General features: G+C 42.0%; 18 protein-coding genes and 2 pseudogenes. 16 read left to right on the top strand and 4 right to left on the bottom strand.

The window, feature by feature from the left end:
• Position 1: 1 nt before the first annotated feature.
• The 3 genes from thrS to FIV01_RS19795 all read right to left on the bottom strand — a co-directional run bounded on the left by thrS (position 2) and on the right by FIV01_RS19795 (position 7,521).
• Positions 2–1,930, bottom strand: a complete 1,929-nt coding sequence (thrS, locus tag FIV01_RS19805) for a threonine--tRNA ligase (RefSeq protein ID WP_114783756.1) — start codon at positions 1,928–1,930, stop codon at positions 2–4.
• 276 nt (positions 1,931–2,206) lie between these two features.
• A complete protein-coding gene (locus FIV01_RS19800; RefSeq protein ID WP_152432660.1) occupies positions 2,207–6,085 on the bottom strand; it encodes a hypothetical protein in 3,879 nt (1,292 codons plus the stop codon).
• 311 nt (positions 6,086–6,396) lie between these two features.
• Positions 6,397–7,521: a DUF481 domain-containing protein gene (locus FIV01_RS19795; RefSeq protein WP_152432659.1), complete on the bottom strand. Its 1,125-nt coding sequence runs from the start codon at positions 7,519–7,521 to the stop codon at positions 6,397–6,399.
• A gap of 382 nt (positions 7,522–7,903) precedes the next feature.
• On the opposite strand from FIV01_RS19795, the gene FIV01_RS19790 reads away from it, so the two are divergent.
• The 9 genes from FIV01_RS19790 to FIV01_RS19750 all read left to right on the top strand — a co-directional run bounded on the left by FIV01_RS19790 (position 7,904) and on the right by FIV01_RS19750 (position 17,148).
• Positions 7,904–9,742, top strand: coding sequence for an MFS transporter (locus tag FIV01_RS19790; RefSeq protein ID WP_152432658.1), 1,839 nt, complete (start codon positions 7,904–7,906; stop codon positions 9,740–9,742).
• 155 nt (positions 9,743–9,897) lie between these two features.
• Entirely contained in the window at positions 9,898–11,046 is a 1,149-nt protein-coding gene (locus tag FIV01_RS19785) for an S-(hydroxymethyl)glutathione dehydrogenase/class III alcohol dehydrogenase (RefSeq protein ID WP_152432657.1), read from the top strand.
• 65 nt (positions 11,047–11,111) lie between these two features.
• Positions 11,112–11,951, top strand: coding sequence for an S-formylglutathione hydrolase (fghA, locus tag FIV01_RS19780; protein ID WP_152432656.1), 840 nt, complete (start codon positions 11,112–11,114; stop codon positions 11,949–11,951).
• A 14-nt stretch (positions 11,952–11,965) separates the two neighbouring features.
• Positions 11,966–12,499, top strand: a complete 534-nt coding sequence (locus FIV01_RS19775; protein ID WP_152432655.1) for a GNAT family N-acetyltransferase — start codon at positions 11,966–11,968, stop codon at positions 12,497–12,499.
• Positions 12,490–12,948 carry a GNAT family N-acetyltransferase gene (locus FIV01_RS19770; RefSeq protein ID WP_152432654.1) on the top strand — a complete coding sequence of 153 codons (459 nt, stop codon included), beginning with the start codon at positions 12,490–12,492 and terminating at the stop codon, positions 12,946–12,948. The genes FIV01_RS19775 and FIV01_RS19770 overlap by 10 nt, the downstream gene beginning before the upstream one ends.
• A 295-nt stretch (positions 12,949–13,243) precedes the next feature.
• Complete coding sequence (locus FIV01_RS19765) at positions 13,244–14,467, top strand: multidrug effflux MFS transporter (protein ID WP_152432653.1); 1,224 nt, start codon at positions 13,244–13,246, stop codon at positions 14,465–14,467.
• Positions 14,468–14,577: 110 nt separating this feature from the next.
• Positions 14,578–16,248 (top strand): RluA family pseudouridine synthase, encoded by a 1,671-nt coding sequence (locus FIV01_RS19760; protein WP_152432652.1) that lies wholly within the window; start codon positions 14,578–14,580, stop codon positions 16,246–16,248.
• 80 nt (positions 16,249–16,328) lie between these two features.
• Entirely contained in the window at positions 16,329–16,541 is a 213-nt protein-coding gene (locus FIV01_RS19755; protein ID WP_152432651.1) for a DUF3955 domain-containing protein, read from the top strand.
• 73 nt (positions 16,542–16,614) lie between these two features.
• Positions 16,615–17,148, top strand: a complete 534-nt coding sequence (locus FIV01_RS19750) for a lipocalin family protein (RefSeq protein ID WP_152432650.1) — start codon at positions 16,615–16,617, stop codon at positions 17,146–17,148.
• Between the two features lie 34 nt (positions 17,149–17,182).
• Here FIV01_RS19750 and FIV01_RS19745 read toward each other — a convergent pair whose 3' ends face one another.
• Positions 17,183–17,869, bottom strand: a complete 687-nt coding sequence (locus FIV01_RS19745; RefSeq protein WP_152432649.1) for a type 2 periplasmic-binding domain-containing protein — start codon at positions 17,867–17,869, stop codon at positions 17,183–17,185.
• A 355-nt stretch (positions 17,870–18,224) separates the two neighbouring features.
• Between FIV01_RS19745 and FIV01_RS19740 the strand changes: the two genes are divergently transcribed.
• The 7 genes and pseudogenes from FIV01_RS19740 to FIV01_RS19710 all read left to right on the top strand — a co-directional run bounded on the left by FIV01_RS19740 (position 18,225) and on the right by FIV01_RS19710 (position 26,544).
• Complete coding sequence (locus tag FIV01_RS19740; RefSeq protein WP_152432648.1) at positions 18,225–18,701, top strand: hypothetical protein; 477 nt, start codon at positions 18,225–18,227, stop codon at positions 18,699–18,701.
• Positions 18,702–18,721: 20 nt separating this feature from the next.
• Complete coding sequence (locus tag FIV01_RS19735; RefSeq protein WP_152432647.1) at positions 18,722–19,471, top strand: hypothetical protein; 750 nt, start codon at positions 18,722–18,724, stop codon at positions 19,469–19,471.
• Between the two features lie 295 nt (positions 19,472–19,766).
• A complete protein-coding gene (locus FIV01_RS19730) occupies positions 19,767–20,675 on the top strand; it encodes an aldo/keto reductase (RefSeq protein ID WP_152432646.1) in 909 nt (302 codons plus the stop codon).
• Positions 20,676–20,923: 248 nt separating this feature from the next.
• Positions 20,924–21,268: pseudogene (locus tag FIV01_RS19725) on the top strand (lipocalin family protein); the annotation flags it as partial.
• Between the two features lie 88 nt (positions 21,269–21,356).
• Positions 21,357–23,174, top strand: a complete 1,818-nt coding sequence (locus FIV01_RS19720; RefSeq protein WP_152432645.1) for an FG-GAP repeat protein — start codon at positions 21,357–21,359, stop codon at positions 23,172–23,174.
• A 186-nt stretch (positions 23,175–23,360) separates the two neighbouring features.
• Positions 23,361–24,269, top strand: a pseudogene (locus FIV01_RS19715) (aldo/keto reductase).
• A 247-nt stretch (positions 24,270–24,516) separates the two neighbouring features.
• Positions 24,517–26,544: a methyl-accepting chemotaxis protein gene (locus tag FIV01_RS19710; protein ID WP_152432644.1), complete on the top strand. Its 2,028-nt coding sequence runs from the start codon at positions 24,517–24,519 to the stop codon at positions 26,542–26,544.
• The last annotated feature ends 17 nt before the right edge of the window (positions 26,545–26,561 follow it).

Here is a 26,561-nt window from a genome sequence, read left to right as displayed (position 1 = left end):
CTTATTCCTCCAGATTGAGCTTACGGCTTGAGATCTCTTCTTGGATGTAGGAAACAAAGTCATCCACTTTAAATTTACCGAGATCTTTACCTTTACGAGTACGTACTGCGATTTCTCCGGCTTCCATTTCTTGGTCACCACAAACCAGCATATACGGCACACGCTTCAAAGTATGTTCGCGGATTTTAAAGCCAATCTTCTCATTTCTCAAGTCTGCTTTGGCTCTAATTCCACATTTTTGTAGTTTTTGGGCAACTTCCTGAGCATAATTCGACTGTTTGTCCGTAATATTCATAATTACGGCTTGCTCTGGAGATAGCCAAGTTGGGAAGAATCCGAAGTATTCTTCAATCAAAATTCCGATGAATCTTTCCAATGAGCCCAATATCGCACGGTGAATCATCACTGGCACTTGTCGCTCATTATTCTCATCGACATAAGTGGCACCTAAACGACTTGGAAGATTGAAATCAAGTTGAACCGTACCACATTGCCAAGCACGATCTAGGCAATCATGCAAAGTAAATTCAATTTTAGGTCCGTAGAATGCGCCTTCACCTTCTTGAATTTCATATGGAATGTCCATAGCTTCAAGCGATTTTTGCAGCGCTCTCTCAGATTCATCCCAAATTTCATCTGAACCTACTCGTTTTTCTGGTCGAGTCGATAGTTTAACTACAATATTATCAAATCCAAACGTTTGATAAGTATCGTATACCATTTTAATACAAGACGTGACTTCTTCTTGAATCTGACTTTCAGTACAGAAGATGTGTGCATCGTCCTGAGTAAAGCCTCGTACACGCATGATGCCATGTAGAGCACCAGATGGTTCGTTACGATGACAAGAGCCAAACTCGGCCATTCTTAATGGCAGATCGCGGTATGACTTAAGGCCTTGATTAAAGATTTGTACATGACCTGGGCAGTTCATTGGCTTAAGCGCATAATCACGGTTCTCTGACGCAGTCGTGAACATAGCTTCAGCATACTTGTCCCAGTGACCAGAGCGTTCCCAAAGCACGCGGTCCATAATAAGAGGACCTTTTACTTCTTGGTAACCGTATTCTGTTAATTTTTCACGTACAAATACTTCCAAGTCACGGAAAATAGACCAGCCGTTGTGATGCCAGAACACCATTCCAGGTGCTTCTTGCTGCATGTGGAACAAATCGAGCTGCTTGCCAATTTTACGGTGATCACGTTTCGCCGCTTCTTCAAGGCGAGTTAAGTGCGCTTTTAATGCTTTTTTGTCGTGGAAGGCCGTGCCATAAATACGCTGTAACATCTTGTTGTCACTGTTACCACGCCAGTATGCACCGGCAACATTCAAGAGCGTAAAGTGTTGGCAAAAACCCATATGGGGTACGTGAGGACCACGACACATATCGATGTATTCTTCGTGATGGTATAATCCAGGACGATCGTCACGCGCGACGTTTTCATCCAAAATTTCCATCTTATAAGTTTCGCGGCGCGTTTCAAACGCATCGCGAGCTTCCTGCCAGCTGACTTTTTTCTTGATAACTTGATACTTAGTTTTGGCTAGCTCTTTCATTCGCTTTTCGATCTTCTCTAGATCTTCTTGCGTCAAAGAGTGTTCCAAATCAATGTCATAGTAGAAACCATTATCAATAGTTGGTCCAATCGCCATTTTCGCTTCAGGGTAAAGCTGCTTGATCGCGTGTCCCAAAAGGTGCGCACACGAGTGACGAACGATTTCAAGACCATCAACTTCGTCTTTTACCGTAATAATTTCAAGGCTTGCATCTTGCTCAATAAGATCACAAGCATCGACGCGATTGCCATCGACACGACCAGCAATGGTTGCTTTCGCAAGACCTGGACCGATAGATTGAGCAACATCGAGAGTAGAGACTGGGTTGTCAAATTGACGCTGACTGCCGTCAGGAAGAGTAATAATAGGCATTTAACTGTCCTTACAGTGGTGTTGCACACCAAGCAACACTTGATTGATTTATTTTTCTTTATATAACAGTTAGTTAATTTAAGAAAAGTAAGATTAAAAAACGTTGGAGCACTTTTAGGAACAAATACCGATGAACCTCTCAATGATCCAAGCTCGAATTCTAATGGATTCCGGCTCAAAAATACACTGATAAAAAACCTACATTTGAGTAAAATATAGCGATAGAGAATGTTTATGAATTAAAGGCCAATATTAACTACCATGAGTTAGCGGGGTTTACTCGGTGATAGCTGGCTTAGCACCAGATACTGATCTTCGATTGATATATTTTGACAGCCTCAAGTACAAGGGGTCAAAGCTTATTCGACGCGACATCTTCGAAAACCTATCAAGCTTGAGGAGCCGCCGTGATTTCATTTCTTTTGGTGAAGCACCTGCTGGCATATCATCAAACTTATCCAAAGCCTGCACAAAGTCTGTTTCATTGGTTATGTCTTTATCAAAAAAACCACGCCGCGCGCTAGCTTGGTTGAAAAGTAGTATGTTTTCTTCCGACACACCCATTTTTTCCAAACACACTTTAGTTTCTATTTCGAGCATTTCTGAGCTTCTTTGCATGCTGGATACCGTCGTTGCTCCTGCTGCGATACCATAGAGTAAAATTAATTTTAAGACTTGGTAAAACTCATTGTCTTTCACCGTATCTGATAGACACTCTTCAATTAAAACAATTATTTCTCCAGTCAAAGTTAAAATCAGAATCCCTTCTACAGTTTCCATCACCGTTGTGGTTTTATCATGGCTGTTGTAGAAGTTCTTAAGCCGTTTAAATAGATTAATCTCGTTATCCACCGCTACGCCGTTTCGGTTCAAAACATACTGCATATCGACACTTTGGCGGTTAATACTTGGTAACCCGTCTCCTTTTTTAGCCAAAAGCTTAGTCAGAGCTGGCATCTCTGGACGAGTTCTCATAGATTGCGCCATCTCTTCAATAGCATCATCAGAGTAATCCTCTATCGTTTGCCTCGCCTTAATTAACTCTCCACCTCTGAGTTGCATCGAAGCACGTTTGAGGAGCAAGCGCTTGACTGCTTTTGCCGTTAGCTGAGCTCCTGCTCCCCCCAAGGCTTCACCACCAATTGAGATGAAAGTCTTAACAATAATCCCATCCATAATTTTTTGTTTTTGAGGAGGATTATCTTCAACTCCCAATAACCCAATATCGAGTGCAGTGTCGGTGATAAATGTCGTTGCTATTCCCGCTATAATTCCTGCCGACAAACCTGGGAACATAACCGCTAATACAGAAGCAATGGTGTAACCTGCAATTCTTAGAGGCGTACGCCACCACTCGATGGTATCTTTCCACCACTCCTCACTATAAGAAACCACTTCATCGTCCCACTGAGTGAGGTAATAAGATTTAATGTCATCAAAGATCTTATTTGCAAAAGCATTATCGCCATCTGGTCGAAAATGCCTTTCTTCAGACTCTTCGCTTGAACTTCTCCAAGTAAAACCTTTGTGTAGCCTAAGAAGAGAGACAAAGTCATTCATTCCTGCCTTGAAGTTCACCGCACGTATGTACTGGTTCACCAGAGAGTCATCCAAGACATGAGTATTGAAAAAGGCACTATATGACTCATGCAAGTTTCTCAGGAGAAATATCTCATTAAGTTTTACCATTTCCGCTTCGGTCGGACTTTCAAAACCAAACGCTGTTCTCATACAATATTGAGATACTCGTCGAAGTGCCTCATCCAGCTCAGGCATTGAAATATTGCTACCGCGAGATGCTAACCGCTGCGCATAACCCTCTATGTCTCTCATCGCGGCCACCCACCCTGAATCTGTAATGGGGATATTTCTTATTTCCTCACGATTTTTCGAATAAAAACCCAGAGAGAAAGCAAGCCTAAAATCATTAGAAGTGTATAGTTTTAATTTGTCGATAAAGTGTCTAGGAATGGGGATGACGATAGATAACCTCAAATTAACTAACAGCCCCTCCGTCACAGTCGATTCATCTTGTGTGACAGGAATATATATGAGGTCTGGATTTGATACTGCCTCTTTTCCTATATAATTGGCCGCTCCAAAGCTGGCCTTTCTTTCACCACGAGAAAACTCATCCAGCCACCCTCTAATCTCGCTCTTTTGACCTTCATCAACCTCACCTCCGCCAGTTGAGATATTCATTAATGCTAATAATTTCAGGTGAGCATTGGTTTTATCAAGAATAAAATCTTTATTATCAGTGAGTTCTTTCTCTATTTTTTCAGTATACTTATCATCCAGACCTAAACTCAAAATTTGGTCAATCCTAGCCTGTTGCTCATGCCTATATGGAAAAAACACTCCGTTATAATGCCTACGCGCCAGATCGCCTGCTGACAGGCGCTTCTTTTTCGGTAAAATCACACCTGTCGTTGCTTGCTCAGAGTACACTCTCATCACTTGCTGTCCGTCGGGACAAACAAATAGGCTTTGCAGCAGAGCATCAACTTCTGGAGAGTCCCCTTTTTGAAGAGTGACTGTGTCTGCCGAGAATTGGTATATTCGCTCACCTTGTCTGGTGTAAACAATGACTTTATCTTCTATACCACGATAACAGTATGCCCTGATGACTCTGGTTGTATCATCTGTGTTAACCGAGGTTCCGACGATATACATAAATAGCTCATCAAAATCACGCTCAGCCGTTGAAGCCTCTGGATAGAGAGAAATCAGCATAGTTCTAAAATGGCCTATATCTTCTGACCAAGTGGAGTTCCTGTTGAGTGATGCTGCCATATCTGCTGTTCTGTGAAAGTATGGTGTGATTTCTTGGTAGCCTTCAAAGCTCACGTCAGGTTTCACTGGGGGAGTCAACTTCGATAAAGCGGAAGTAATAAAATGAGACCGACTCAGTCCTTTACCTAAATACCTTGGGCTTGAGTGTTCAACAATAGTCGCGAGAGGCACGGTCGGATAATCTATTTGTGAGTACAGTTTTTCAAAAGGCCCTCGCTCAAACGCTCCCGCACGAATAAGAACGGCGTAGGCACTTTTTAAATCATAACAGGCTTCTATCTGATTGTTGTTCATGGACACGATATCTTGGGTCCATATATCGCCACTGCTCAATCGAGTCATAGTATCCAAGACATCATCAAACATATTACCCACCTTTGTGAGTCTGTCTTTTGCTGTAGAACTTTGCCTACCGAGTTCTTGATCAAGTTCAGTAAAAAACCGAACCATCACATCCTCTTCTCCAGAATTGATACTGGGTATAGAAACAGTGGGTAAAAGCGATGAATGCAAAATCGCATAGTCAACAAATGTTGCCCACTTACTGTGTTGAATTTTTGCTTTTTCGCTGAAAAGCCTATCAGAACCCCAAGATAACCTACTATCAATCGATGCGATAACACTTTGCGTAAATGAAGCAATATCTTGATCTTTAGGCATCTTATATAGTTGCCTGAACCTACCTCTTAACGCCAATTCTTCCGCATTATCAAGCTTGAATTCTTCCTTTTCTGTAAGCATTATCGCTTTTCTTTCTTCCAATTTAGCTAACGCTGCTTGGTACCGATCTGGCTCACGCGAGGTAAGCGTTAACAATCTAGTCTGGATTGCCGTTATTTTTTTGTTTGTTACTTCTATTTGAGAGTCGAGTAAATCTTCGATGGCATCAAGAAATATCTTTCTCTTAAACTGCTCTTCTACTTCAATTTCCGACGTATTGAGCGATAAATACCCAAGCTCTTGTTTAAGTTGGTTAGCTGAGAAATTTAAGCTTGGCGAAGCGTTAATAATCTCATTATTGATTTTTTCTTCCTGAAGTAAAATAAGCTCACTCCTTAATATATTGCGAGCTTGGATGGCCTCTTGCCGTTTTTTCCATTCATTATTTTGTGCTTCTGTATCTCCGAGGCTCTCATAACGTTCAAAGTCATCATCTTTATCCGCGATTCTGAGATTTAGTTGATGGATTAATACCTGTTTTTCTAAAATCCTCTCGTCTAATAATTGGGCTTGCGGCGAAGAACTTGAAGATATTGCCTGCTCACGGCCTTTATTAACAGAGTTAATATTAATTGATTGCGTTTTTTGTTCAACTTCATCAATAAGGCCATCCCAAGATGAAACAAGCGGTGTTGGCATGCTTATTTCATTGGATTCTAACGGAAACGAAACACTTTGAGGATCTGTAAAAGGATTTGGACTTTGTAAGGGAGTGGAGATTATTTCCTTCGCCATAAATTTGAAATTATTATAATTTACATTTAGTAGCATTCTACCGTAAAGGAAAAAGGATTATATTGCAATTTTATATGAAATTATTTCTATATTTTAAAAATAGAAGCGACTATCTAAGGTAAAAATTACCTGACTGTAAAATAAGCGCTATGAGTAAAAATAACGCATACCAACAATAAGCTTATATGCGTTATTTTACCTAAAACTTCATTACTCTAGATTTCGTAACTTAGGCCGACAAACATTTTATAGTCATCTTTTTCAGGTACCTTGCCATCTGAGTCAGCGGCTGGATCAGAGACATGCTCCCATATACCGTCAATGCTAAGATCGAGATCACCTACAAGATCAATATCAAACCCTATCTCATTGATATGTTGAACGCCTCCTGATTCTTCACTTTCCCAAGTCATACTGTAGTCATAGTTAAAATCGATATTTTTGGTCAGTTCATACTCAAAACTTGAATCAAGTTTGAATGCACCACTGTTTGCTGTTGATGAACTGCCTTCTTCTACCGTAATGAATTTCGTATGAGTGTATGCAGGACCAATAGTTACATCCCATTCTGTCGTTTCATTGGCGATAAAGAAGTAACCCACACCCATTGACGCTGTCACTTTGTAATCTAAGTTTTTGAATTCATCGCTTTCAGCCTCAAGATCTAATGGCCTAAAGAAAAGTTTGTTATCAATATAAATATCATAAGAACCTTTGACTTTAGAATTATTGGCGGTCTTTTCATCATTGGATTCTTTGTTTTCATGGCTGGCATTAAGTTTGGTCCTTGACTCTACAGTATTACGTTCTGCGTCAATACCTCCCTTTAAGGTAAGCTCATCAGTGTTACCACTGCTCATATCCATGCTAAACGTAAATTCTGCATCCCACTGTTCAGAGTCTTTCTCTTTCCCACGATATATGGACACAACCTCTGTGACAGGAAAAGATATCTCGTTATCCGCACTGGTTAAGTAGAGCTGATCATCACGAATAGAAAGATAGCCATCGTAGATAGCGCCATCAGATACGCGAATAGTGAAATACCCCGCAGTCTGAAGTTCTTGGATATCTCCTAGCTCGATTTCTTGATCACCAAGATCATCACTGTCAAACTCAATTTCCTGCTTGTAGGAATTAGAATCTTTTTTAATCGTGCCGTTGAGTTCTCCTTTGATCACTTCTCCTGATTTGAGTTTTACCCAATCATCATTTTTCTCAAAGTAAACGGTTTGGCTGTTAGGTTCATCTAATACTTGTTCCTCAACTTGCTTTTTGGCAAAAGCACTGGACGGAACAGAACAGATAGCAATAAATAATGCTGTAGCGTGTAATTTCATATCAACTCAATCTGTATAGTTTTGCACCATCAAACCCGCTTAAGATAAAGATGTCGTCATTTCCCATTGTCATAAGTAAGAAAAACCAATGTCAATCTTATCCGGCGACTTTTGTGAAACTGGCTACCAGAGCAAAGTAAAAACCTAACGACTCACTACTCATATCAAACGATTAAACCGATGAGGTAATACGAACGAAATATTTTCCATCTCACAAAATTTGCCCCTATGATGAGATAATAATCTATAAATTATTTTATCTTTAAGGTTTGGCGAAAAATTTTAAGAGTTCTAGACCACTAAGGCACAAAAGCTATTTATTGTTAATGTCTTAAGCCGCGGTGCTCAAGTAAATGCATCCACATTGTAGAAGGGATTAATCATGCCGATTTATCCAGCAGCGCTTTTGTTGATCAGTTCGTTTCTTTTGATGGGCAGTCACGGATTGAGCGGACTCTTATTGCCAGTGTCGCTTGCAGAAACCAACAGTAGTGTCGAAACTATCGGCTTTATCCTTTCCATGTATTCCGTCGGCTTTTTATTGGGTGCCATTCTGGGTAAGCGAATTTTACGCCGAATTGGATTAGTACGAACCTTTGCCATGTGCGGGAGCTTGGGAGCCACCGCTATCCTGACCATGGGACTCAATGCGGATATGTGGATTTGGGTATTAATGCGCACTGTCATGGGCTTTTGCATCGCGTGTGCCACGGCAACCTTAGATGTGTGGTTTAACAGCGTATCAACCCAGTCTACCAGAGGAAAGCTCCTAGCCATCAATCAGATCATTATACTGGGTGCCATTACAATTGGTCAGTTCGGTCTTGTCATAGCACCGCCGAGTGAAATCACCCTGTTTTTGATCTGCGGCGTACTATTTAGTATCTCCATCACACCTATCATATTTATCGCACACTCTGAGCCAAGCATTGAATCGACACCGACCATACCACTTAAGACTATCTTCACGATTTCTCCACTAGGTTTCGTCGCATGCTTTGTTTGCGGTGTTTTGTATTCCACATTGGTAAACCTGCTACCAATCTATGCCGGCGGTATGGGGTTTCGTGGGCTCGAACTGTCCCTATTTATGGGGGCGGCAGCCGCAGGAGGCATTTTTCTCCAAATACCAATTGGATATCTGTCTGATCGTTTCGAGCGCCGTAAGGTTATTTTAGGCAGCAGCTTTGTGCTTGCCATTGTCTGCTTCGCATTACCCGTTTCAATCCACTGGCAGTCGCCGTTTGCCCCCTTTTTCTTGGCAGCGGTAACCATGGGGTTAATTGCTTGTCTCTACCCCCTTAGTATCGCAGAAGCCTTTGACCATACATCAAGCATGCAGCTTGTCCCCGTCGTGTCAGGGTTACTATGTATTTATGCTATTGGCGCAATCATTGGACCCTACACCGCTTCAGTATTAATGGGCAGCCTTGACCAAAACGCTCTTTTTACTTTCGTGATCATGGTGGATCTTGGTTTGATGATTTACACCATTTATCGCATGTCTGAACGTGAGGCGCTGCCAGTAGAAGCGCAAGAAACCTTTGTTATGCACACTCCAAACTCGATACATGGAGAACTCGACCCTAGAGCCGAACATCAAAATGAGCAAAATGAGCAAAATGAGCAAAATGAGCAAAATGAGCAAAATGAGCAAAATGAGCAGAATGATTTTGCAGTAACCTTGTCTCAAGTCGAACAACTTGCCAAATCAAGCCCGATAAATTCAATCACTTTTATTAGAAATGTAATTAACAAGCAATCACCATGGGCAATCACTTTAATTGAGCGGTTTGCTGAAATAGATAATATTGATACTATTTTCTTATTCCGTTCACTCGCACACACTCATCCGGAGTTATCAATAGATATCGTCAAACGACTTTCCACATCGGATAATCACCAAATTGAGGAACTGGTCACTTGGCTTGCTGAGCAACAGCCTGAAAATATTGCCGCCATTTTGACAGCAATGACAGAGTCGATACATCCACCACACCCTGCCAATCTTGAGTCTGTGACTCACCAAGATATTGAAACATTCACTGATGATCAGACTATCCTTCATGATAACACTCTCTTTGAAAAACAAAGTCTTCATCAATCCATCGAACAACTAGAGCTCTTTTTACCCGACGCTTCCCAACACGATGCAACCTTCAGCGACATTGCTGAAGCGCCCAGATTACAGCAAAACGACCTAAGTTCTGGTCCTCGTTAACCACAACTAACTTACAACCAGTTCTCAAAATAGTGAGACACCAAACAAAGCGAACATAAGTGTTGATTTAAAGCTGGGAACAGGCTGTGATTCGTGATTAAATCAGAGAAGAAAGTTTATAAAACACATATACTTAAAGCTAAAAGGAAGTTTGAATGGCACTCGATATCAAACCAGGTCAAGAGTTTATTAAGTCTAAGGCAGCAGTCGCATGGGCGGCAGGCGAGCCACTTAAGATGGAAGAAGTTGAGGTCCAGTTGCCCAAAAAAGGCGAGGTGCTAGTCCGCATTGTTGCAACAGGTGTGTGCCACACTGATGCCTTTACTCTATCTGGCGAAGATCCAGAAGGTATTTTCCCCGCCATTCTTGGTCATGAAGGGGGTGGAATTGTTGAAATGGTCGGCGAAGGTGTCACCAGTGTACAAGTTGGTGATCATGTCATCCCTTTGTATACCGCTGAATGTCGTGAGTGTAAGTTTTGTACTTCAGGAAAAACAAACCTTTGCCAAGCGGTTCGTGAAACACAAGGTAAAGGCTTAATGCCTGATGGAACAACGCGTTTCTCAATCAACGGACAACCTATTTTTCACTATATGGGTTGCTCAACATTCTCGGAATACACAGTACTTCCTGAAATTTCATTAGCCAAAGTCAATCCAGAAGCTCCTCTAGAGGAAGTGTGTTTATTGGGTTGTGGCGTTACCACTGGCATGGGCGCTGTACTCAATACCGCCAAAGTGGAAAAAGGTGACACTGTCGCTATATTTGGCCTCGGTGGAATCGGCCTTTCAGCTATTATTGGCGCTAGAATGGCAGGCGCTAGTCGTATCATAGGTATCGATATTAACGAAAGTAAGTTTGATCTCGCCAAACAACTCGGCGCAACAGACGTTATCAACCCTCAGTCTATTGATGCTCCTATCCAAGAGTTTATTGTCGAAATGACTGATGGTGGTGTCGACTACTCGTTTGAGTGCATCGGCAACGTTAATGTTATGCGCCAAGCTCTTGAGTGTTGTCACAAAGGATGGGGAGAGTCAGTCATTATTGGGGTGGCAGGCGCTGGACAAGAAATTTCCACCAGACCTTTCCAATTAGTGACAGGTCGCGTATGGCGCGGAAGTGCTTTTGGCGGCGTGAAGGGCCGCTCTGAATTGCCTGACATTGTAGAACGATACATGGCAGGGGAATTTGGCCTTGAGGAATTTATTACCCATACAATGAGTCTAGATGAAGTGAACCACGCCTTCGACCTCATGCATGAAGGAAAAAGCATTCGCTCTGTTATCCATATGGACAGATAAGCCCTCCTTTTTGAATACTCATAGCCATCATAAAAACGTTATGGTGGCTGTTTAGAGATGGCACTATGAATTTAACCAATATCAGTCAAAACAAAGTTGCTGGCGGCTGGCACAAACAAGTCACTCACGAGTCAACTGCCTTAAACTGCACAATGCGCTTTGCCTTATTTCTTCCACCAAATGCAAGCAAGGAATCTCCTGTTCCTGTCATGTATTGGCTTTCTGGATTAACCTGCACCGATGAAAACTTTATGCAAAAAGCTGGGGCATTTAATACCGCAGCCAAGCTTGGTATCGCGATTGTCGCCCCTGATACTAGCCCGCGCGGTGATGAGGTAGCGGACGATGATGCATACGATTTAGGCAAAGGCGCTGGATTCTACCTAAATGCGACCCAAGAGCCTTGGTCTAAGCATTACCGCATGTACGACTACATAGTAAAAGAGCTACCCTTGTTAATAGAAGCTAACTTTCCCGTATCAAACATCAACGCGATTTCAGGTCACAGTATGGGAGGACACGGAGCCTTGACCATTGGATTGAGCAACCCCAATAGCTTCACATCCATCTCAGCCTTTAGCCCGATTTGTAACCCAACACACTGCCCATGGGGACAAAAAGCGTTTGGCGCTTACCTAGGACAGGATCAGGAGTCCTGGAAAGCTTACGACGCTACAGAGCTACTCAAACAAAATCCATCACCTCTGCCTATTTTGGTCGACCAAGGTGATGCCGATAATTTTTTACACGAACAATTGAAGCCAGAGTCTTTGGTCAATGCTGCAAAAACACACAACTCAAACCTTGAGCTGCGTATTCAAGAAGGTTACGACCATAGCTACTATTTCATCTCAAGCTTTATTGAAGATCACCTGGTGTTCCACGCGAAACATATGTTTAAATAAATGCGAGGAAGGAAATGAGACTGGTATCACCATCACTTGAGTATCGAGCTGCGTTTTTCGCTCTTTATCAAGATCTTGAGACCAATGACAGTATCAATGCTGAATACTATCGTGAAGGCATCGATGACTTTGATGCCTATATTCAGCGATTAGCTGACGAAGCGAATGGTATAAATCTGCGTAAAGACTATGTCCCTTGCAGTCATTTTTGGATGGTAGACACAAAGGAAAATATCCTTGGCGTGATCAGAATTCGTCACACCATTGATAACCCATTTCTTTGCTTTGAGGGTGGCCATATCGGATACGATGTCGCACCTTCTTACCGCGCACTAGGGCACGGAAAGACCATGCTAAAGCTCGCTCTACCGATTGCAAAATCGCTCGGTATATCGAAGGCTTTGATCACTGCCGATGAGAAGAATCACGCCTCCCGTGGGGTGATTGAAGCAAACGGGGGAGAGTTTATTGATATCGTGATGGGGAAAGTTTTCCCCTACCCAGTTGCACGCTATTGGGTTATTTGCGAGGCAGACACATGCAGTTAAGAAAAGCCAGAGCCAGTGAAATCGATACTATTTACGAAATGGGGTTTGACGCATGGGGAAGTGGTCTATTTTATGAGGAATATCTGTCCTTGTGTCGTCAAAGCAAAAAATATCAATCAGGTATTTGGTATGTGCTGATAGATAAAGAAACCCTTGTTTCATCTGCAATTGTTTACCGAGATGGATTCGGGCTTAAAACTGGTTGTTTTGGAATCGGCTCTTTGTCTACCCCTCCCAAACATAGGCAAAAAGGTTATGCGTCAAAACTAGTAACATTACTAAAGGATGAGCTATTCGAGCAGCAAAGCTGCCAAGCTTTGTATTTGCATAGCGATATTAACCATCAGTTCTACACGAAATTGGGCTTTAAGCGCATTCTGGATACTGATTGCTTATTGTACTCAAAAAACGAGCAGCCATTGCCAACCGCTCCCCCCAGCTATTTTTAGTTAATACCTAATTATTGCAGTGGATGAGTAACAACTCTCGGTTACTCATCTCAAAATTGTGACATTATGCAATTGTTTTTTTATTTGCTTACAATGTTACTTGTCAAATAAAAATAAAATGTTAAATTAGGTCATCACTTATTCACAACTGAGTGATGGGTATGCACTACCTTATGGCACACATCCTCTCTAGCCAGCCGCATCCCTAAAATAACAATGTCTCTCAAGCATATAGCTTTACTTTTTAGTACAGCCAGCTTGTAGTATCTAAAAATATGATTCAGTTGGATTAACTATGTTCCCTATATCTCATCAAGGAAAGTGGTTTCGTTTTTTAATGGTGTTTATCTTTCTAGCGGCATCCATGGAGACCGATATCTACCTACCTACTTTTCCAGACATACTAAAAGATTTAAATACTAACGCTGTTATGGTTCAGCGCATCCTAAGTTATAATTTTATCGGCATCTGTATTGGTTCGCTTATCTATGGGCCTCTGTCAGACCATTTTGGACGTCGTCCGATCATGATGTTCGGTTTTTCTGTATTCCTTGGGGCGAGTATTGGTTGTGTGTTTGCACAGACCATAGAGCAATTGCTTGCTTTTCGTTTGCTACAAGGGTTTGGCAGTTCGGCCTGTTTAATCGTCGGCACAACCATGATCTTTGATTTTTTCGAGGAAGACTCCGCGGCTAAATTGGTTGCTGACCTCAACACGTTGACCGTAAGCATCATGGCTTTTGCGCCTCTTATTGGCGGTTGGATCAGTATTCACATGGGATACCATGCAAACTTTGAGTTTATTGCCATCTTGGTGTTTATCTCAGCAGTTAAATGCTTTTTGTTTGTTCCTGAGTCTTTACCAAGCAAAAAACGTAAAAAGTTGATTCCCAAGCGAGTAATGGCTGATTATAAATGCGTACTTTCATCCTACTCATTCTGGCATAGCACGCTGATAACCAGTTTAATTCTCGCAGGCTACATGGTATTTGTCTCAAATATGTCGCTTTTGTATGTTGATAACCTTGAGGTCCCGCCTGAGTATTTTCCGTTTCACCAAATGGCCACACTAGGCACCTTTGCTCTGTTTAGCTTGAGTAATGGGCGCCTTATTGACCGCTTCGGTGTAGAAAAGTTAAAAGGCTCTGGGCTCTGCCTGATGTTTCTTTCCATCGCCTCGTTTTGGCTGGTACCTAATAAGATGCTAAGTTCGCCGGACTTTCTGACCTTTATTGTGTGCGTATTTTCAGTGGGAGCCGCACTTTCTATCGGACTTTTCTTTGCAGACTCCATGCAGGTATTTCCAGAGATGACAGGCATTGCTGCATCTTTGGTAACCTCTATTAGACTTGTTTTGGTGGCGATTGCTATTGATGTAGCTAGCGGATTTTACGATGGCTCTTCGCAGTCTGTAGTCAATGCAATGACAACCATTGTTATGGGTATTGCGGTCTTGGTGTTGTTTCGTAATATCAAACGATTCAAGCAGCTAAAGTTAGGGAGCAATCTAGGAGCCTAAGATAAGGTTTAACCCCAAAGAAGCTTGAGACTAATCCAAGTAGGAGCCACTGGAAATTCATCGATAAATGAGTAAAATCTGGCTCCTATTTGGTCACTTTGGCAAATCATATGCATCACAGCCTCTCTCTTTTTACCCTTTTCAATGCTTGTATTGATGAATATAGCTTGCCTGAGAAATTCACTTTCCCGTTTTTCTATGAGCCACATCCATTGTGTAAGCTTGCTGCCAGAGAGCTTCAGCAATACCTGCTCACCCAAAACGAATGGGTTCACAATTTTGGGCTGGATAATCACTCTGATGGAGTGGGAAAAATGTTCGGCGTGCTTATCGTCAAGTCCCCACAAGGCGAAATTGGTTATCTATCGGCTTTTTCAGGAAAATTGGCTGGGCAAAGCAAACTAACAGGTTTTGTCCCTCCTGTGTTTGATATATTTGCTAAGCAAAGCTTTTTCCATACTGAGAATGAAGAGATCATGTCAATCAACGACCAGATAGATACTCTTAATAGCGGTACTCAACTAACAGAGCTTGCCAGTCAGGTTGAAAAACTCGAATCAAACTATAAAAAAGAAGAAAGCACTCATCGAGCAAAAATGATCGCCAATCGGGCTGAAAGAAAATTGCAGCGCCAAGATGCTCAATCGCACCTCAACGGAGCCGAGCTTGAGCGTGTACTGGACAGCCTCGCAAAGCAAAGTGTCGATGATAAAAACACGCTTAAATACCTAAAATTAGAGTGGCAAGACAAGATTGATCAAGTGAAAAACGAGTGGCAGAAGCTTAATCATGAGCTAAACCAGCTAAAAGATAAGCGCAAAACGCTATCGAATGCACTGCAGCACAAATTGTTTGAGCAGTACCGCTTTTTAAATATTCTCGCGGAAGAAAAATCACTAAACTCGATATTTGAAGGTATCACTCCCCCAGCGGGCGCAGGGGAATGCGCGGCGCCAAAACTTCTTCACTACGCATTTAAACATGGCTTTAAACCTCTGGCTATGGCTGAGTTTTGGTGGGGTAAGTCCCCTACATCAGAAATCCGCCAGCATAAAACGTTCTACCCTTCTTGTCACAGTAAATGTCAGCCTATACTCGGCCACATGCTCCAAGGTATGGATGTGGATGACAACCCTCTTGAGAAAGCGTGGGCAGAACATAATCCGATGGGCATTGTATTTGAAGATGAAGCGCTCGTTGTCATTAATAAACCTACCGGCCTTCTCTCTATTCCTGGTAAAACCATACAAGACTCAGCCATTACTCGACTGCAAAAACTCTACCCTAACGCGGAAGGTCCATTTGTTATACACAGGCTGGATATGGCGACATCAGGCCTACTGGTGTTCGCCTTAACCAAACGGGCGAACAAAAGTTTACAAAAACAGTTTATTACTAGAACCGTAGAAAAACGCTACGTAGCCATTGTACAAGGAGAAGTGCAGGACCAAAGCGGCCAAATTAATTTACCCATGCGAGGCGATCCCGATGACAGGCCCCGTCAACTTGTCTGTTTTGAACATGGTAAACCGGCCGAGACCTACTGGGAGCGCGTCGAAGTCAAAGAAGGACAAAGCAGGTTATACCTCTACCCCAAAACTGGCAGAACCCATCAACTAAGGGTTCATTGTGCTCATCATCTTGGGCTCAACATGCCCATGCATGGAGATGGCCTCTATGGACAAAGATCAAAGCGATTACACCTTCACGCACAACGCCTTGTGATAGAACACCCATACACCAAAGAGCGCATGACATTCGAGGCTGAAAGTCCATTCTAAAAAGCTTGCACGAAGAAGCATTCATTCATAGATTGACCCAACGGCTAAGTGCGTTGCTAAAACAACCTCAAAGGTGCAATATGAAAAAACTTATTCCTAACCGAACTAGCATGACACTGTGTATTATCGGCTTACTGTGCTTGTTAACGTATGCTTCAATTGGGTCTCACATCGATGAAGACGGGATTTTAATTGAGCCGTTTGGTCTAATCCCTCTGTTTTGGGTATTTGAAATACTTGCCATCACTGCTTATGTAGTACAACTTATTAAGGGGTTTAACGAGCGATACTAAGTAACACTTTATCCCTTGCAGTGATCCTCTCGAGATACATGACGCATCATCTAGCTTGACTGCGGAGATACCAATGAAAAATATACTACTTGCGACCATGCTATTTGCTTTATCCGGCTGCTTAGGCATGCCTAAATCCGTTGAGCCTGTTGATAACTTCGAGCTATCCAAATACCTTGGTACTTGGTACGAGATAGCGCGACTAGATCATTCCTTTGAACGTGGGTTATCCGACGTCACTGCGCAATACTCACTAAGAGATGATGGCGGAGTGTCCGTTCTCAATCGAGGATACGATACAAAGAACGATAAATGGAGAGAAGCACAAGGCAAAGCCTTTTTTGTTAACAGTGCTGATGAGGGGTATCTGAAAGTCTCCTTTTTCGGGCCTTTTTACGGCTCTTATATCGTATTTGAACTAGACAAAGATAATTACAGCTATGCCTTCATTTCTGGGCCAAATCACGACTATTTATGGCTACTTTCTCGAACTCCAACCGTCAGTCATGAGGTCATAGAGAAGTTTAAACAAATGTCTACAGAACGTGGTTTTAATACTGATGGACTGATTTACGTCGATTTTACTCACTCTACAGGGATACAGTGATCTAGGTGGCTGTAATAAATCAGGTCAACTACCTCTAATAAATAAGTTTGTCCTTCATCACAACCTCAGCCGAAGCCTCTAAAGGCTTTAATAAATGCTGATGACTTTTGTGCAAATAATGATATAGGTACTCTCTTGAGACTGGCGAACTTGAAAAATGAATAGCAGGATACTTTTCTTTTACTGGCTCATACGACTGCGTCGCTGCAACCCAAACATCAGCTTCTCCATTACTTAACATTAACGCCGCTTCCTCTGCTGTGACCAAGCTAAGCGTTTTGTAATGTTTAATTATGTTCGTATAAACCGCTCCTCGCACGGAAACAACGTTTTTGTCATGAAGATCTTTTAGGCTCAATTCTGATTTTTCACCAACTGATAAAATGTATATATCAATATTGCCCAAAGGCACATTAACTTTAACAAGTGACTGACTATAATCGTATTCTAACTCACCAATCCTCATATCCAATGCATCATATTGTCCTGTTACAACAGCTTGGATAGCATGCTTATCCGTCATATAAGTTGTCGTGTAATTGATTCTTGCTTCATCATAGACAGCGTCAAGTATTTCTATTGCTGTCATGCCGTAACCTAAATCGACACTGCCTTTGTAGAGTTCCCCTATTGCCACTTTCACTAAAGTGCTTTGCGCTACCAAAACCGAGGAAAAAGTCATCATCATTGCTATCAGAGATACAGCTATAAATTTCTTCATTCATTTATCTCCTTTGCCCATTTTTATAATGTTGTTAACTGAAATTGGAGTCATAAAACATTATAGACAAAAATATCAGTACCAATGCCGTTTAACTCAATAAGATCAGTTTTTAAGTGCCTTCATTACAGTGGCTGCGCTCCATAATCTCTGATTTTGAGACCCTCATTACTCTGTTTTCGCAGATCTCTATCTATCATTGAGACTAACTTCAAGAATATTGACAAATAAACCACTTATATCTAGTTTTTAAATGGACTGTATTGATTTTTTAAAAAAACAGCGCACTCCAGAATAGAAATAAATTTATTTTTCAGTGATTTATATTCCAAACATACTCACTTAAGGAACTGAAATGGATAATATAAAGGTCGTCGCGACTTCACTTTTATACATCGCTATTCTAGCTGGTTGCGGGGGGGGATCTGATGGAGGTGGAACCAGTAGTCAAAATTCAGGCTCAGGCTCAGGCTCAGGCTCAGGCACAACAGATGGTAGCGGACCACAAGAAGGAACTGATCCAACCGCAATTAAGATTGTAGACAGCGCAACTCAGCAAGAAGTTTCCGTTATATACAGTGGAGACAGTCTTTCAGCTTTAGTCATGCAGCGGAGTAGCCCAGATGTCGAGTGGCGGGTGGATTCTCAAGCTGTAAGTACTGCCTCATCTTACACTGTTACCAATAGAGATTGGTTGAAAAGCATTCAGGTCTGCGCGAATAGCGAAGGAAATGAAGAGGTTTGCTCTAATACATACCCAGTATTAGCGAGAATGCCTTTAACAATTGAAGACCCAGATAATTACATCGTATTGCCTTACGATACACCTTAGAACATAGAAGGGACTGTATAATGAAATCATTAAGCGTATGTCTTGGCACACTATTAATATTAGTTTCCACCCACATAAATGCTGCCGGATGGCAAACTTTTTATAACCCCGACGGAACTAAGTGGACACAAGCTCAATATCAAGGGATCAATGGGACGACTTTCCCCGTTGTGGGACAAGAATTAACCGCAACAGCCAGAGTAAATTCAACACGTGATGCGGTGTGGTTTGATATCCCCCTTTCCTCCAATACAGACCCCTCTAAAGTCGAAATAACCATCAATGACATCGCCGTGACCACTTGGACAGGGGTGATGCCAACGTTTGACAGTAGTGCTGATGGAAACGTGACCAAAGCGGTTAACACTAAGACGGGAATGATTTTAAGCTTCGATAGTGGGTACATGAGTTTAATAAATATACCGGGGAGTTTGGGGGACGAAGCAAAATTCTACCCTTGGTTATTGGCCGGTGTAAACCAAGTACCCTCCCTTAATGAGTCAACGTATGAAAATTCACCAATCGGTGGCGCCAACCCACCTTTTACTATTACAGCTGGGCGAATAAACGCCAACTTCTACAACCGCCTAGTTGTCGGCTACAGCAACGATGCAACCAATCGTACTACCTTTGTCATGAGCAACACTTTAATCGCTAATAATGGCGAACTTATTGCCTTTGCTCCAGCTACAACTATAGATAGTTCAGCAATCACTCGCATCAACCCAGCCGATTTTGAAATCGATAATGTATGGGCTGTCGTTTATTAGTAGATCAGGGCCCTGCATTTGGTGTAGGGTCCAAAGTTACAGGGAGATAGGAGACATCAACTCAATAACCTATTGATTTAATATCATTGAACTCTCTAAATTATCTCGCCAGACTATCTAAAAATCAGCATTTAAATCCGCATTGCAACCCACTGAAAAAATTTATTCTCCTGAAAAAACCACGCTTTGCATGGCTAAAAAATCGCTATCAGCACATAACTCAATTTGATGACTTGAGGCATTAGACAAAAAATCATACTGTAAAACCAAATCTAGTCAAAAGAGAAACAAAATTATGGTATCGAAGATGACAATTGCCCCCCAAGGGCCAGAACTCTCTGAGCTGGTCCAAGGTTATTGGCGCCTTGCTGAATGGGGCATGACAGCGAAAAATAGATTATCTTTTCTTAAGCAGCACATAGATTTGGGCATCACAACGGTCGATCATGCTGATATTTATGGGGGTTATCAGTGTGAATCCTTATTTGGAGAAGCACTCAAACTAGAGCCTTCGATCAGAGAACAGATTGAGATAGTGACTAAGTGCGACATTATGCTGTGTGACGCACAATATCCTACACGTAGAATTAACTATTACGATACAAGTGCCAAGCATATTCATCAGTCCGTCGACAACTCACTGAAAAGGCTCAGCATAGAACAGATTGATCTTTTGCTTATCCATAGACCAGACTTGTTAATGGATGCTGATGAAGTTGCTGATGCGTTCAGTGAGCTCTACAAAGTAGGAAAAGTTAAACACTTCGGCGTTTCAAACTTTACCCCAAGTCAGTTCAACTTACTCCAATCTCGATTATCCAAGCCTCTGGTCACTAACCAAGTTGAAATAAACCCTATCAATTTTGATGTTGCCCATGATGGAACTTTGGATTTACTCCAGATGAATCGCATCAAACCAATGGCTTGGTCATGCTTAGGTGGAGGCAGTATTTTTACTGGTTCAAGCGAGCAAGCCAAAAGGGTTAGAGACGAACTAGAAGCGATTCGATGTGAAGTGGGGGCAGAGAGTATAGAGCAAGTTATATACGCTTGGGTAAGAATGCTCCCATCGAAGCCAATACCAATCATAGGTTCAGGCAAAATAGAGAGAGTTAAAATAGCCGCAGACTCCCTCAAATTAGAGTTAACTCGTGAGCAATGGTATCGAGTATGGGTAGCATCTAAAGGTCATAATGTGCCTTAAGTCCCACACTATTTTACAAGTTATAAGCGCTCATTCAGGGCGCTTTTTTATTTTATAATTTCTTACTAGCAACACTCTTTGGGCTTTACGTACGGCTAAGGCAAAGCGAGTCAATACCCAAAACATCCCCCCCACTTTTAGACCATAGATTGAAAAATGATCAGCCTTCCCAACTTGATGATAGTAAAGTATGGATATAACTTTTAAGTTGTGATTAAAAATCAACTCGAGAAAGGTTTAAGGAAAACGTTCTCAATCGAGGATACGATGCGAAGAAAGATGAATGGAGCGAGGCCCAAGGCAAAGCCTTTTTTGTTAACAGTGCCGATGAGGGGTATCTGAAAGTCTCCTTTTTCGGGCCTTTTTACGGCTCTTATGTCGTATTTGAACTAGACAAAGATAATTACAGCTATGCCTTCATTTCTGGGCCAAATCACGACTATTTATGGCTACTTTCTCGAACTTCAACCGTCAGCCCTGAAATCATAGAGAAATTTGAAAAAATGTCTAAACAGCGTGGTTTTAATACTGACAATCTGATTTACGTTGAACAATCCAAGAGCTCCCAACAATCATCTACTCACAACATATGAGCTAAATTAAGTAGTTCAGCCCGATTTTGTATATTTTACACTAGTAGCTAATATTAATGTTATCATTAACACTAATGAGCTTGATACAATGTCTTTACACAAAAATAGCATTTTAATAATTCTATCGGCTGCTCTCACTTTACACGGATGCGGTGATAGCGGAGGCGGTAATGGAGCTACTAGTAATGGAGCTACTAGCAATGCTACCACGTATCCAGGGGCTAAAGGTTCAATACCAGAAGATTTCAATCTAAGTGACATTGTTGTCACAAAAGATGAAACTACTTTCAATTGGAGCCAATCTAACGGTGCAACTAATTATGTTTTGTGTAGAAAGGATACTGAAAAAGATAATAATTGTGACGAAATAGGTACAACATCAACACTACAGATTGCACTAACGAGTACTGGCGTATTAGAATTATTGTTAGATCAATTTTTTGTGATTGCCCAGAATGATTACGGGCAACGCCTTTCAAATGAAAAATCTACTGCACCACAAGACCTTTCTGTTTTAATTCAGTATATAAAGGCTTTTAACTCTGGCTATCATGATGAGTTTGGTTTTAGTGTATCGCTATCCAGAAATGGAGAGCTACTAGTAGTAGGAGCTCCTTTCGAACAATCAAATGCTACGGGTATTAATAGCTCAGGATCAAGTGACAATTCACTAGTCCAACCTGGAGCCGCATATATTTTTCGCTTTGAAAATAACAGGTGGAACCAAGAGGCGTATGTTAAAGCCTCTAACACAGGCGAGGGCCATTATTTTGGAATGAACGTTTCTATGTCGTCTGACGGCAATACTCTTGCTGTGGCGGCACCCGGTGAACGTACTAACGGCATTAACGCAGGTGCTGTATATGTTTATCGTTTTAATGCGGGGGCTTGGGGCGAAGAAGCCATTTTGAGAGGCTCTAATACCGAAACTAGTGATTTCTTTGGTAATTCTTTAGCTCTATCTGGCGATGGCAATACCCTAGTTGTAGGCGCCACCGAGGAAGCCTCACTCTCAACGGGTATTAATGGCGACCAAGGGAATGACCCTATGCTAACAGAGGATGCTGGTGCCGCTTATCTGTTCCGTTTTCAAGGAGGAAGTTGGATTCAAGAAGCCTATATTAAAGCTTCTAATACCAATGCAGGTGACCGTTTTGGGTCCTCGGTAGCGTTATCAAACGATGGCAACGTCTTAGCAGTAGGTGCTACTAATGAACAGTCCGACTCAACTGAGGTTAACATCGGGCAACTCAACAACGATTTGACAGAAGCTGGAGCTGTGTATATTTATAAGTTCACGACTAGCTGGGCGCAAGAGGCATATCTTAAACCACTAAATACTGGATCTGGTGATTTATTTGGTAGCTCTGTTTCTTTATCATCAGATGGCAACATTTTAGCAGTAGGCGCAAGTGGAGAAAGCTCAAATTCCAAGGAAATAAATATTGGCTCAGGCGATAACAGCGCCTCACAATCTGGCGCTGCGTATATCTTTCGTTTCAGCGATACCGCGTGGTCTCAACGAGCTTATATTAAGGCTTCTAACAGCGGAACAGAAGATTATTTCGGTGTATCAGTATCTCTGTCAGAGGATGGCAATACCCTCGCAGTGGGAGCATCATCGGAGGACTCTAACTCACAAGGTGTTAATGGTGAAGATAATAACAACACCGCCAACTCTGGAGCAGCTTATACATTCTTCTTTGACGGTTCAAGTTGGATCGAACAAACATACATAAAAGCATCTAACACAGGGGCAGACGACTTATTTGGCATCAGTGTATCTCTATCTGGCGATGGAAACAGGTTAGCGATTGGAGCCAGAGAAGAAGACTCTAGTTCAACAGGAGTTAATAGCCAAGAAAACAATAGTAATGAGGACTCTGGAGCGGCATACATTTTCTAGTCATAGATACCTGTGAATGCATAGAGTATCTAGTGTTACAACGCTAAAGTGTTGACCAGAATAAAAACCCTTCGGCACTGACATGTTTTTTTATCATCGAACTCTAATTTGTTGCCTGAATAAGTTGATGATAATCACAGAAAATCATACTGTAACGCCAAATTTAGGCGAGAGAGAAACAAAGTTATGGTATCGAAGATGACAATTGCTCCCCAAGGGCCAGAACTCTCTGAGCTGGTCCAAGGTTATTGGCGCCTTGCTGAATGGGGAATGACAGCGAAAAATAGATTATCTTTTCTTAAGCAGCACATAGATTTGGGCATCACAACGGTCGATCATGCTGATATTTATGGGGGTTATCAGTGTGAATCCTTATTTGGAGAAGCACTCAAACTAGAGCCTTCGATCAGAGAACAGATTGAGATAGTGACTAAGTGCAACATTATGCGGTGTGACGCACAATATCCTACACGTAGAATTAACCATTAGGATACAAGTGCCAAGCATATTCATCAGTCCGTCGACAACTCACTGAAAAAGCTCAGCATAGAACAGATTGATCTTTTGCTTATCCATAGACCAGACTTGTTAATGGATGCTGATGAAGTTGCTGATGCGTTCAGTGAGCTCTACAAAGTAGGAAAAGTTAAACACTTCGGCGTTTCAAACTTTACCCCAAGTCAGTTCAACTTACTCCAATCTCGACTATCTAAGCCTCTGGTCACTAACCAAGTTGAAATAAACCCTATCAATTTTGATGTTGCCCATGATGGAACTTTGGATTTACTCCAGATGAATCGCATCAAACCAATGGCTTGGTCATGCTTAGGTGGAGGCAGTATTTTTACTGGTTCAAGCGAGCAAGCCAAAAGGGTTAGAGACGAACTAGAAGCGATTCGATGTGAAGTGGGGGCAGAGAGTATAGAGCAAGTTATATACGCTTGGGTAAGAATGCTCCCATCGAAGCCAATACCAATCATAGGTTCAGGCAAAATAGAGAGAGTTAAAATAGCCGCAGACTCCCTCAAATTAGAGTTAACTCGTGAGCAATGGTATCGAGTATGGGTAGCATCTAAAGGTCATAATGTGCCTTAAGTCCCACACTATTTTACAAGTTATAAGCGCTCATTCAGGGCGCTTTTTTATTTTATAATTTCTTACTAGCAACACTCTTTGGGCTTAATTTACTGCTTGGAAAGAGCGAGGCAATACCAAAAACATCCCCCCTTTACACCACAGATTGAAAAATGATCAGCCTTCCCAACTTGATGATTGTGAAGTATGGATATAACTTTTAAGTTGTGATTAAAAAATCAACTCGAGAAAGGTTTAAGGAAAATCGATGTCAATGCAAAAACATGTTTTGCTCAACTTTGCCAGTTTAAGCCTCAAGGCAAAACTCAGACTCCTAACCGTACTTTTTACTTTGATTCTAACCACTATCATTGGCTATACCATCACCTCTCTCGATAAACAAAAAAGTGACGGCTTGGTTATTAATATTGCGGGTAGGCAGCGAATGCTGACTCAGAAATTCACCAAGGAATTTTTGCTTGCAATGGATATTGCTCACCAAAAGAAGAGTAAGCCTGATATCTCTGCCAGCCGAAAAACACAGCAGTTGTTTGACATTTCTCTCGAAGCGCTCACCCGTGGAGGAAAAACCTACAAGGACTTAGGCATGACCAAGCCTGTCGATATTCCGCCCGCGCCTCCCCACATCCAGAAGCAGCTAAAGATAGTCAAACAAATGTGGGAGCAACAAAAGAAAAATGTCGCCAGCATCTTAGAAGATGGTGATAACCCTGAAAACCTCGCAGCACTCAGTGAATACAGTGTTAAAGTGCTGGCAAATATGAATAAAGCTGTACTCATGTTTAATGATGAATCCTTCGAGAAGATTCTTAAAATGGAGCGCAATCAGATCATCATCGCAGTTTTCTCGGTGTTACTAACATTCATTCTCGCCGAACTAACATTGCGAAATGTACTCGGGCCTATTAGCCGAGCAATAAAAACCACCCAGCGCATAACCACAGGTGATCTTAAAGATTACAACGAGAAAGAGCACTTTAATAATGAGATGGGCAACCTAACCCAAAACATTGAGCAGATGCGTGTGTCTCTGCATGACGTGATTAATGTCGTCCAACAAAATAGCCGCCAAATGGCGCATTCTGCACACCAAGTTTCAGCGGTTTCTTCTGAAATATCATCAAGCAGTCAGTTAGAGCAAGAAAACTCATCTCAGGTGCTCGAAGCCATTACATCGCTACTGGAGATTTCAGATGTGGTCAGCGAGCACATCAAAAGCACCGAGAGCACATCTAAAACGACTATGGAAACCGCACAATCAGGCATTGTTGTTGTCAATAACAGTATTCAAGAGCTTAACACGGCCGTGGACTCTGTTAATCATACCGCCGAACAAATCGAGGAGTTGAAAAACTTCACCCTTCAAATCAACGAAATTACAGAGTCTATTCACAATATTGCCGAGCAAACAAACTTACTCGCACTTAACGCTGCAATAGAAGCGGCGCGCGCTGGCGATCAAGGCAGAGGCTTTGCCGTTGTGGCAGATGAGGTAAGAAATCTAGCTGCAAGAACATCTAGTTCAAGCCAAGAAATATCAGATCTTATCACTCAACTAATGGAAAAAGTCGAAAACTCGGTCAACTCAATGCAAGCCGTGGTTGGCGCTGTACACCAAACTCAAAAAACTTCTGCTGACACGGTCGAGTCTTTTACCACCATGTCTGATGGAATTAGTCAAACCACAGAGAGTGCTGAAGTGATTGCTAATTTCAACCGAGAGCAAGCTGATAACCTGCAATATCTAGACACCAAGTTGAAAGAGCTGTTTAAAGTGCTCTCAGAAAGTAGCAGTAAAGCCAAGACAACCTCGCTGGTTGCCAGTGACCTACATGAAATATCCGAGACACTCGACAGACAGTTAAGAGGCTTTGAGACTAACATCAACGAGTCGATGGCAATGCCAGAAGATGAGCAACGTGCCGAGCCAAGAGCAGATAACAAAATTCGAGTTAAAATGTCACAGGGAAGTACCCGCGCTGAAGGTCTAACAAGTGACATTAGTATGGAAGGCGCCAAAGTCCGCTCCAATACCGAATTTAAGGGTGATAGTCTTGTCGATATAGAAGTTAAACTACCACAAGAAGTCGCAACACATGGTAGAACGAGCATAACGATTAAAGCCACCATTATGCACGTCGTCCCTGTCGAAGATTATTTTAGTTATGGCTTAAAATTTGATGGCGCATCCGTCACAGATAAAACCATATTGAAGGCGCTGTTCAACTACTTTAAAAAGTCTCACCGTTACGATCCACCATCTTCGATAAGCTAAATCTTGGCTGTCATCGG

The sequence above is a fragment of the Vibrio aquimaris genome, assembly GCF_009363415.1.
Classification (GTDB): Bacteria; Pseudomonadota; Gammaproteobacteria; order Enterobacterales; family Vibrionaceae; genus Vibrio; species Vibrio aquimaris.
The sequence above is the reverse complement of the archived record's forward strand: the minus strand, read 5'-3'. Positions and strand labels throughout refer to the sequence as shown.

Excerpts from the sequence above, each read along its gene's own strand:
- FIV01_RS19755 (WP_152432651.1), top strand. The coding sequence starts at position 16,329 with ATGAAAAAACTTATTCCTAACCGAACTAGCATGACACTGTGTATTATC.
- fghA (WP_152432656.1), top strand. The coding sequence starts at position 11,112 with ATGAATTTAACCAATATCAGTCAAAACAAAGTTGCTGGCGGCTGGCAC.
- FIV01_RS19735 (WP_152432647.1), top strand. The coding sequence starts at position 18,722 with ATGAAATCATTAAGCGTATGTCTTGGCACACTATTAATATTAGTTTCC.
- FIV01_RS19770 (WP_152432654.1), top strand. The coding sequence starts at position 12,490 with ATGCAGTTAAGAAAAGCCAGAGCCAGTGAAATCGATACTATTTACGAA.
- FIV01_RS19745 (WP_152432649.1), bottom strand. The coding sequence starts at position 17,869 with ATGAAGAAATTTATAGCTGTATCTCTGATAGCAATGATGATGACTTTT.
- FIV01_RS19795 (WP_152432659.1), bottom strand. The coding sequence starts at position 7,521 with ATGAAATTACACGCTACAGCATTATTTATTGCTATCTGTTCTGTTCCG.
- FIV01_RS19765 (WP_152432653.1), top strand. The coding sequence starts at position 13,244 with ATGTTCCCTATATCTCATCAAGGAAAGTGGTTTCGTTTTTTAATGGTG.
- FIV01_RS19740 (WP_152432648.1), top strand. The coding sequence starts at position 18,225 with ATGGATAATATAAAGGTCGTCGCGACTTCACTTTTATACATCGCTATT.
- FIV01_RS19775 (WP_152432655.1), top strand. The coding sequence starts at position 11,966 with ATGAGACTGGTATCACCATCACTTGAGTATCGAGCTGCGTTTTTCGCT.
- FIV01_RS19790 (WP_152432658.1), top strand. The coding sequence starts at position 7,904 with ATGCCGATTTATCCAGCAGCGCTTTTGTTGATCAGTTCGTTTCTTTTG.
- FIV01_RS19750 (WP_152432650.1), top strand. The coding sequence starts at position 16,615 with ATGAAAAATATACTACTTGCGACCATGCTATTTGCTTTATCCGGCTGC.
- FIV01_RS19800 (WP_152432660.1), bottom strand. The coding sequence starts at position 6,085 with ATGCCAACACCGCTTGTTTCATCTTGGGATGGCCTTATTGATGAAGTT.
- FIV01_RS19720 (WP_152432645.1), top strand. The coding sequence starts at position 21,357 with ATGTCTTTACACAAAAATAGCATTTTAATAATTCTATCGGCTGCTCTC.
- thrS (WP_114783756.1), bottom strand. The coding sequence starts at position 1,930 with ATGCCTATTATTACTCTTCCTGACGGCAGTCAGCGTCAATTTGACAAC.
- FIV01_RS19760 (WP_152432652.1), top strand. The coding sequence starts at position 14,578 with ATGCATCACAGCCTCTCTCTTTTTACCCTTTTCAATGCTTGTATTGAT.
- FIV01_RS19730 (WP_152432646.1), top strand. The coding sequence starts at position 19,767 with ATGGTATCGAAGATGACAATTGCCCCCCAAGGGCCAGAACTCTCTGAG.
- FIV01_RS19785 (WP_152432657.1), top strand. The coding sequence starts at position 9,898 with ATGGCACTCGATATCAAACCAGGTCAAGAGTTTATTAAGTCTAAGGCA.
- FIV01_RS19710 (WP_152432644.1), top strand. The coding sequence starts at position 24,517 with ATGTCAATGCAAAAACATGTTTTGCTCAACTTTGCCAGTTTAAGCCTC.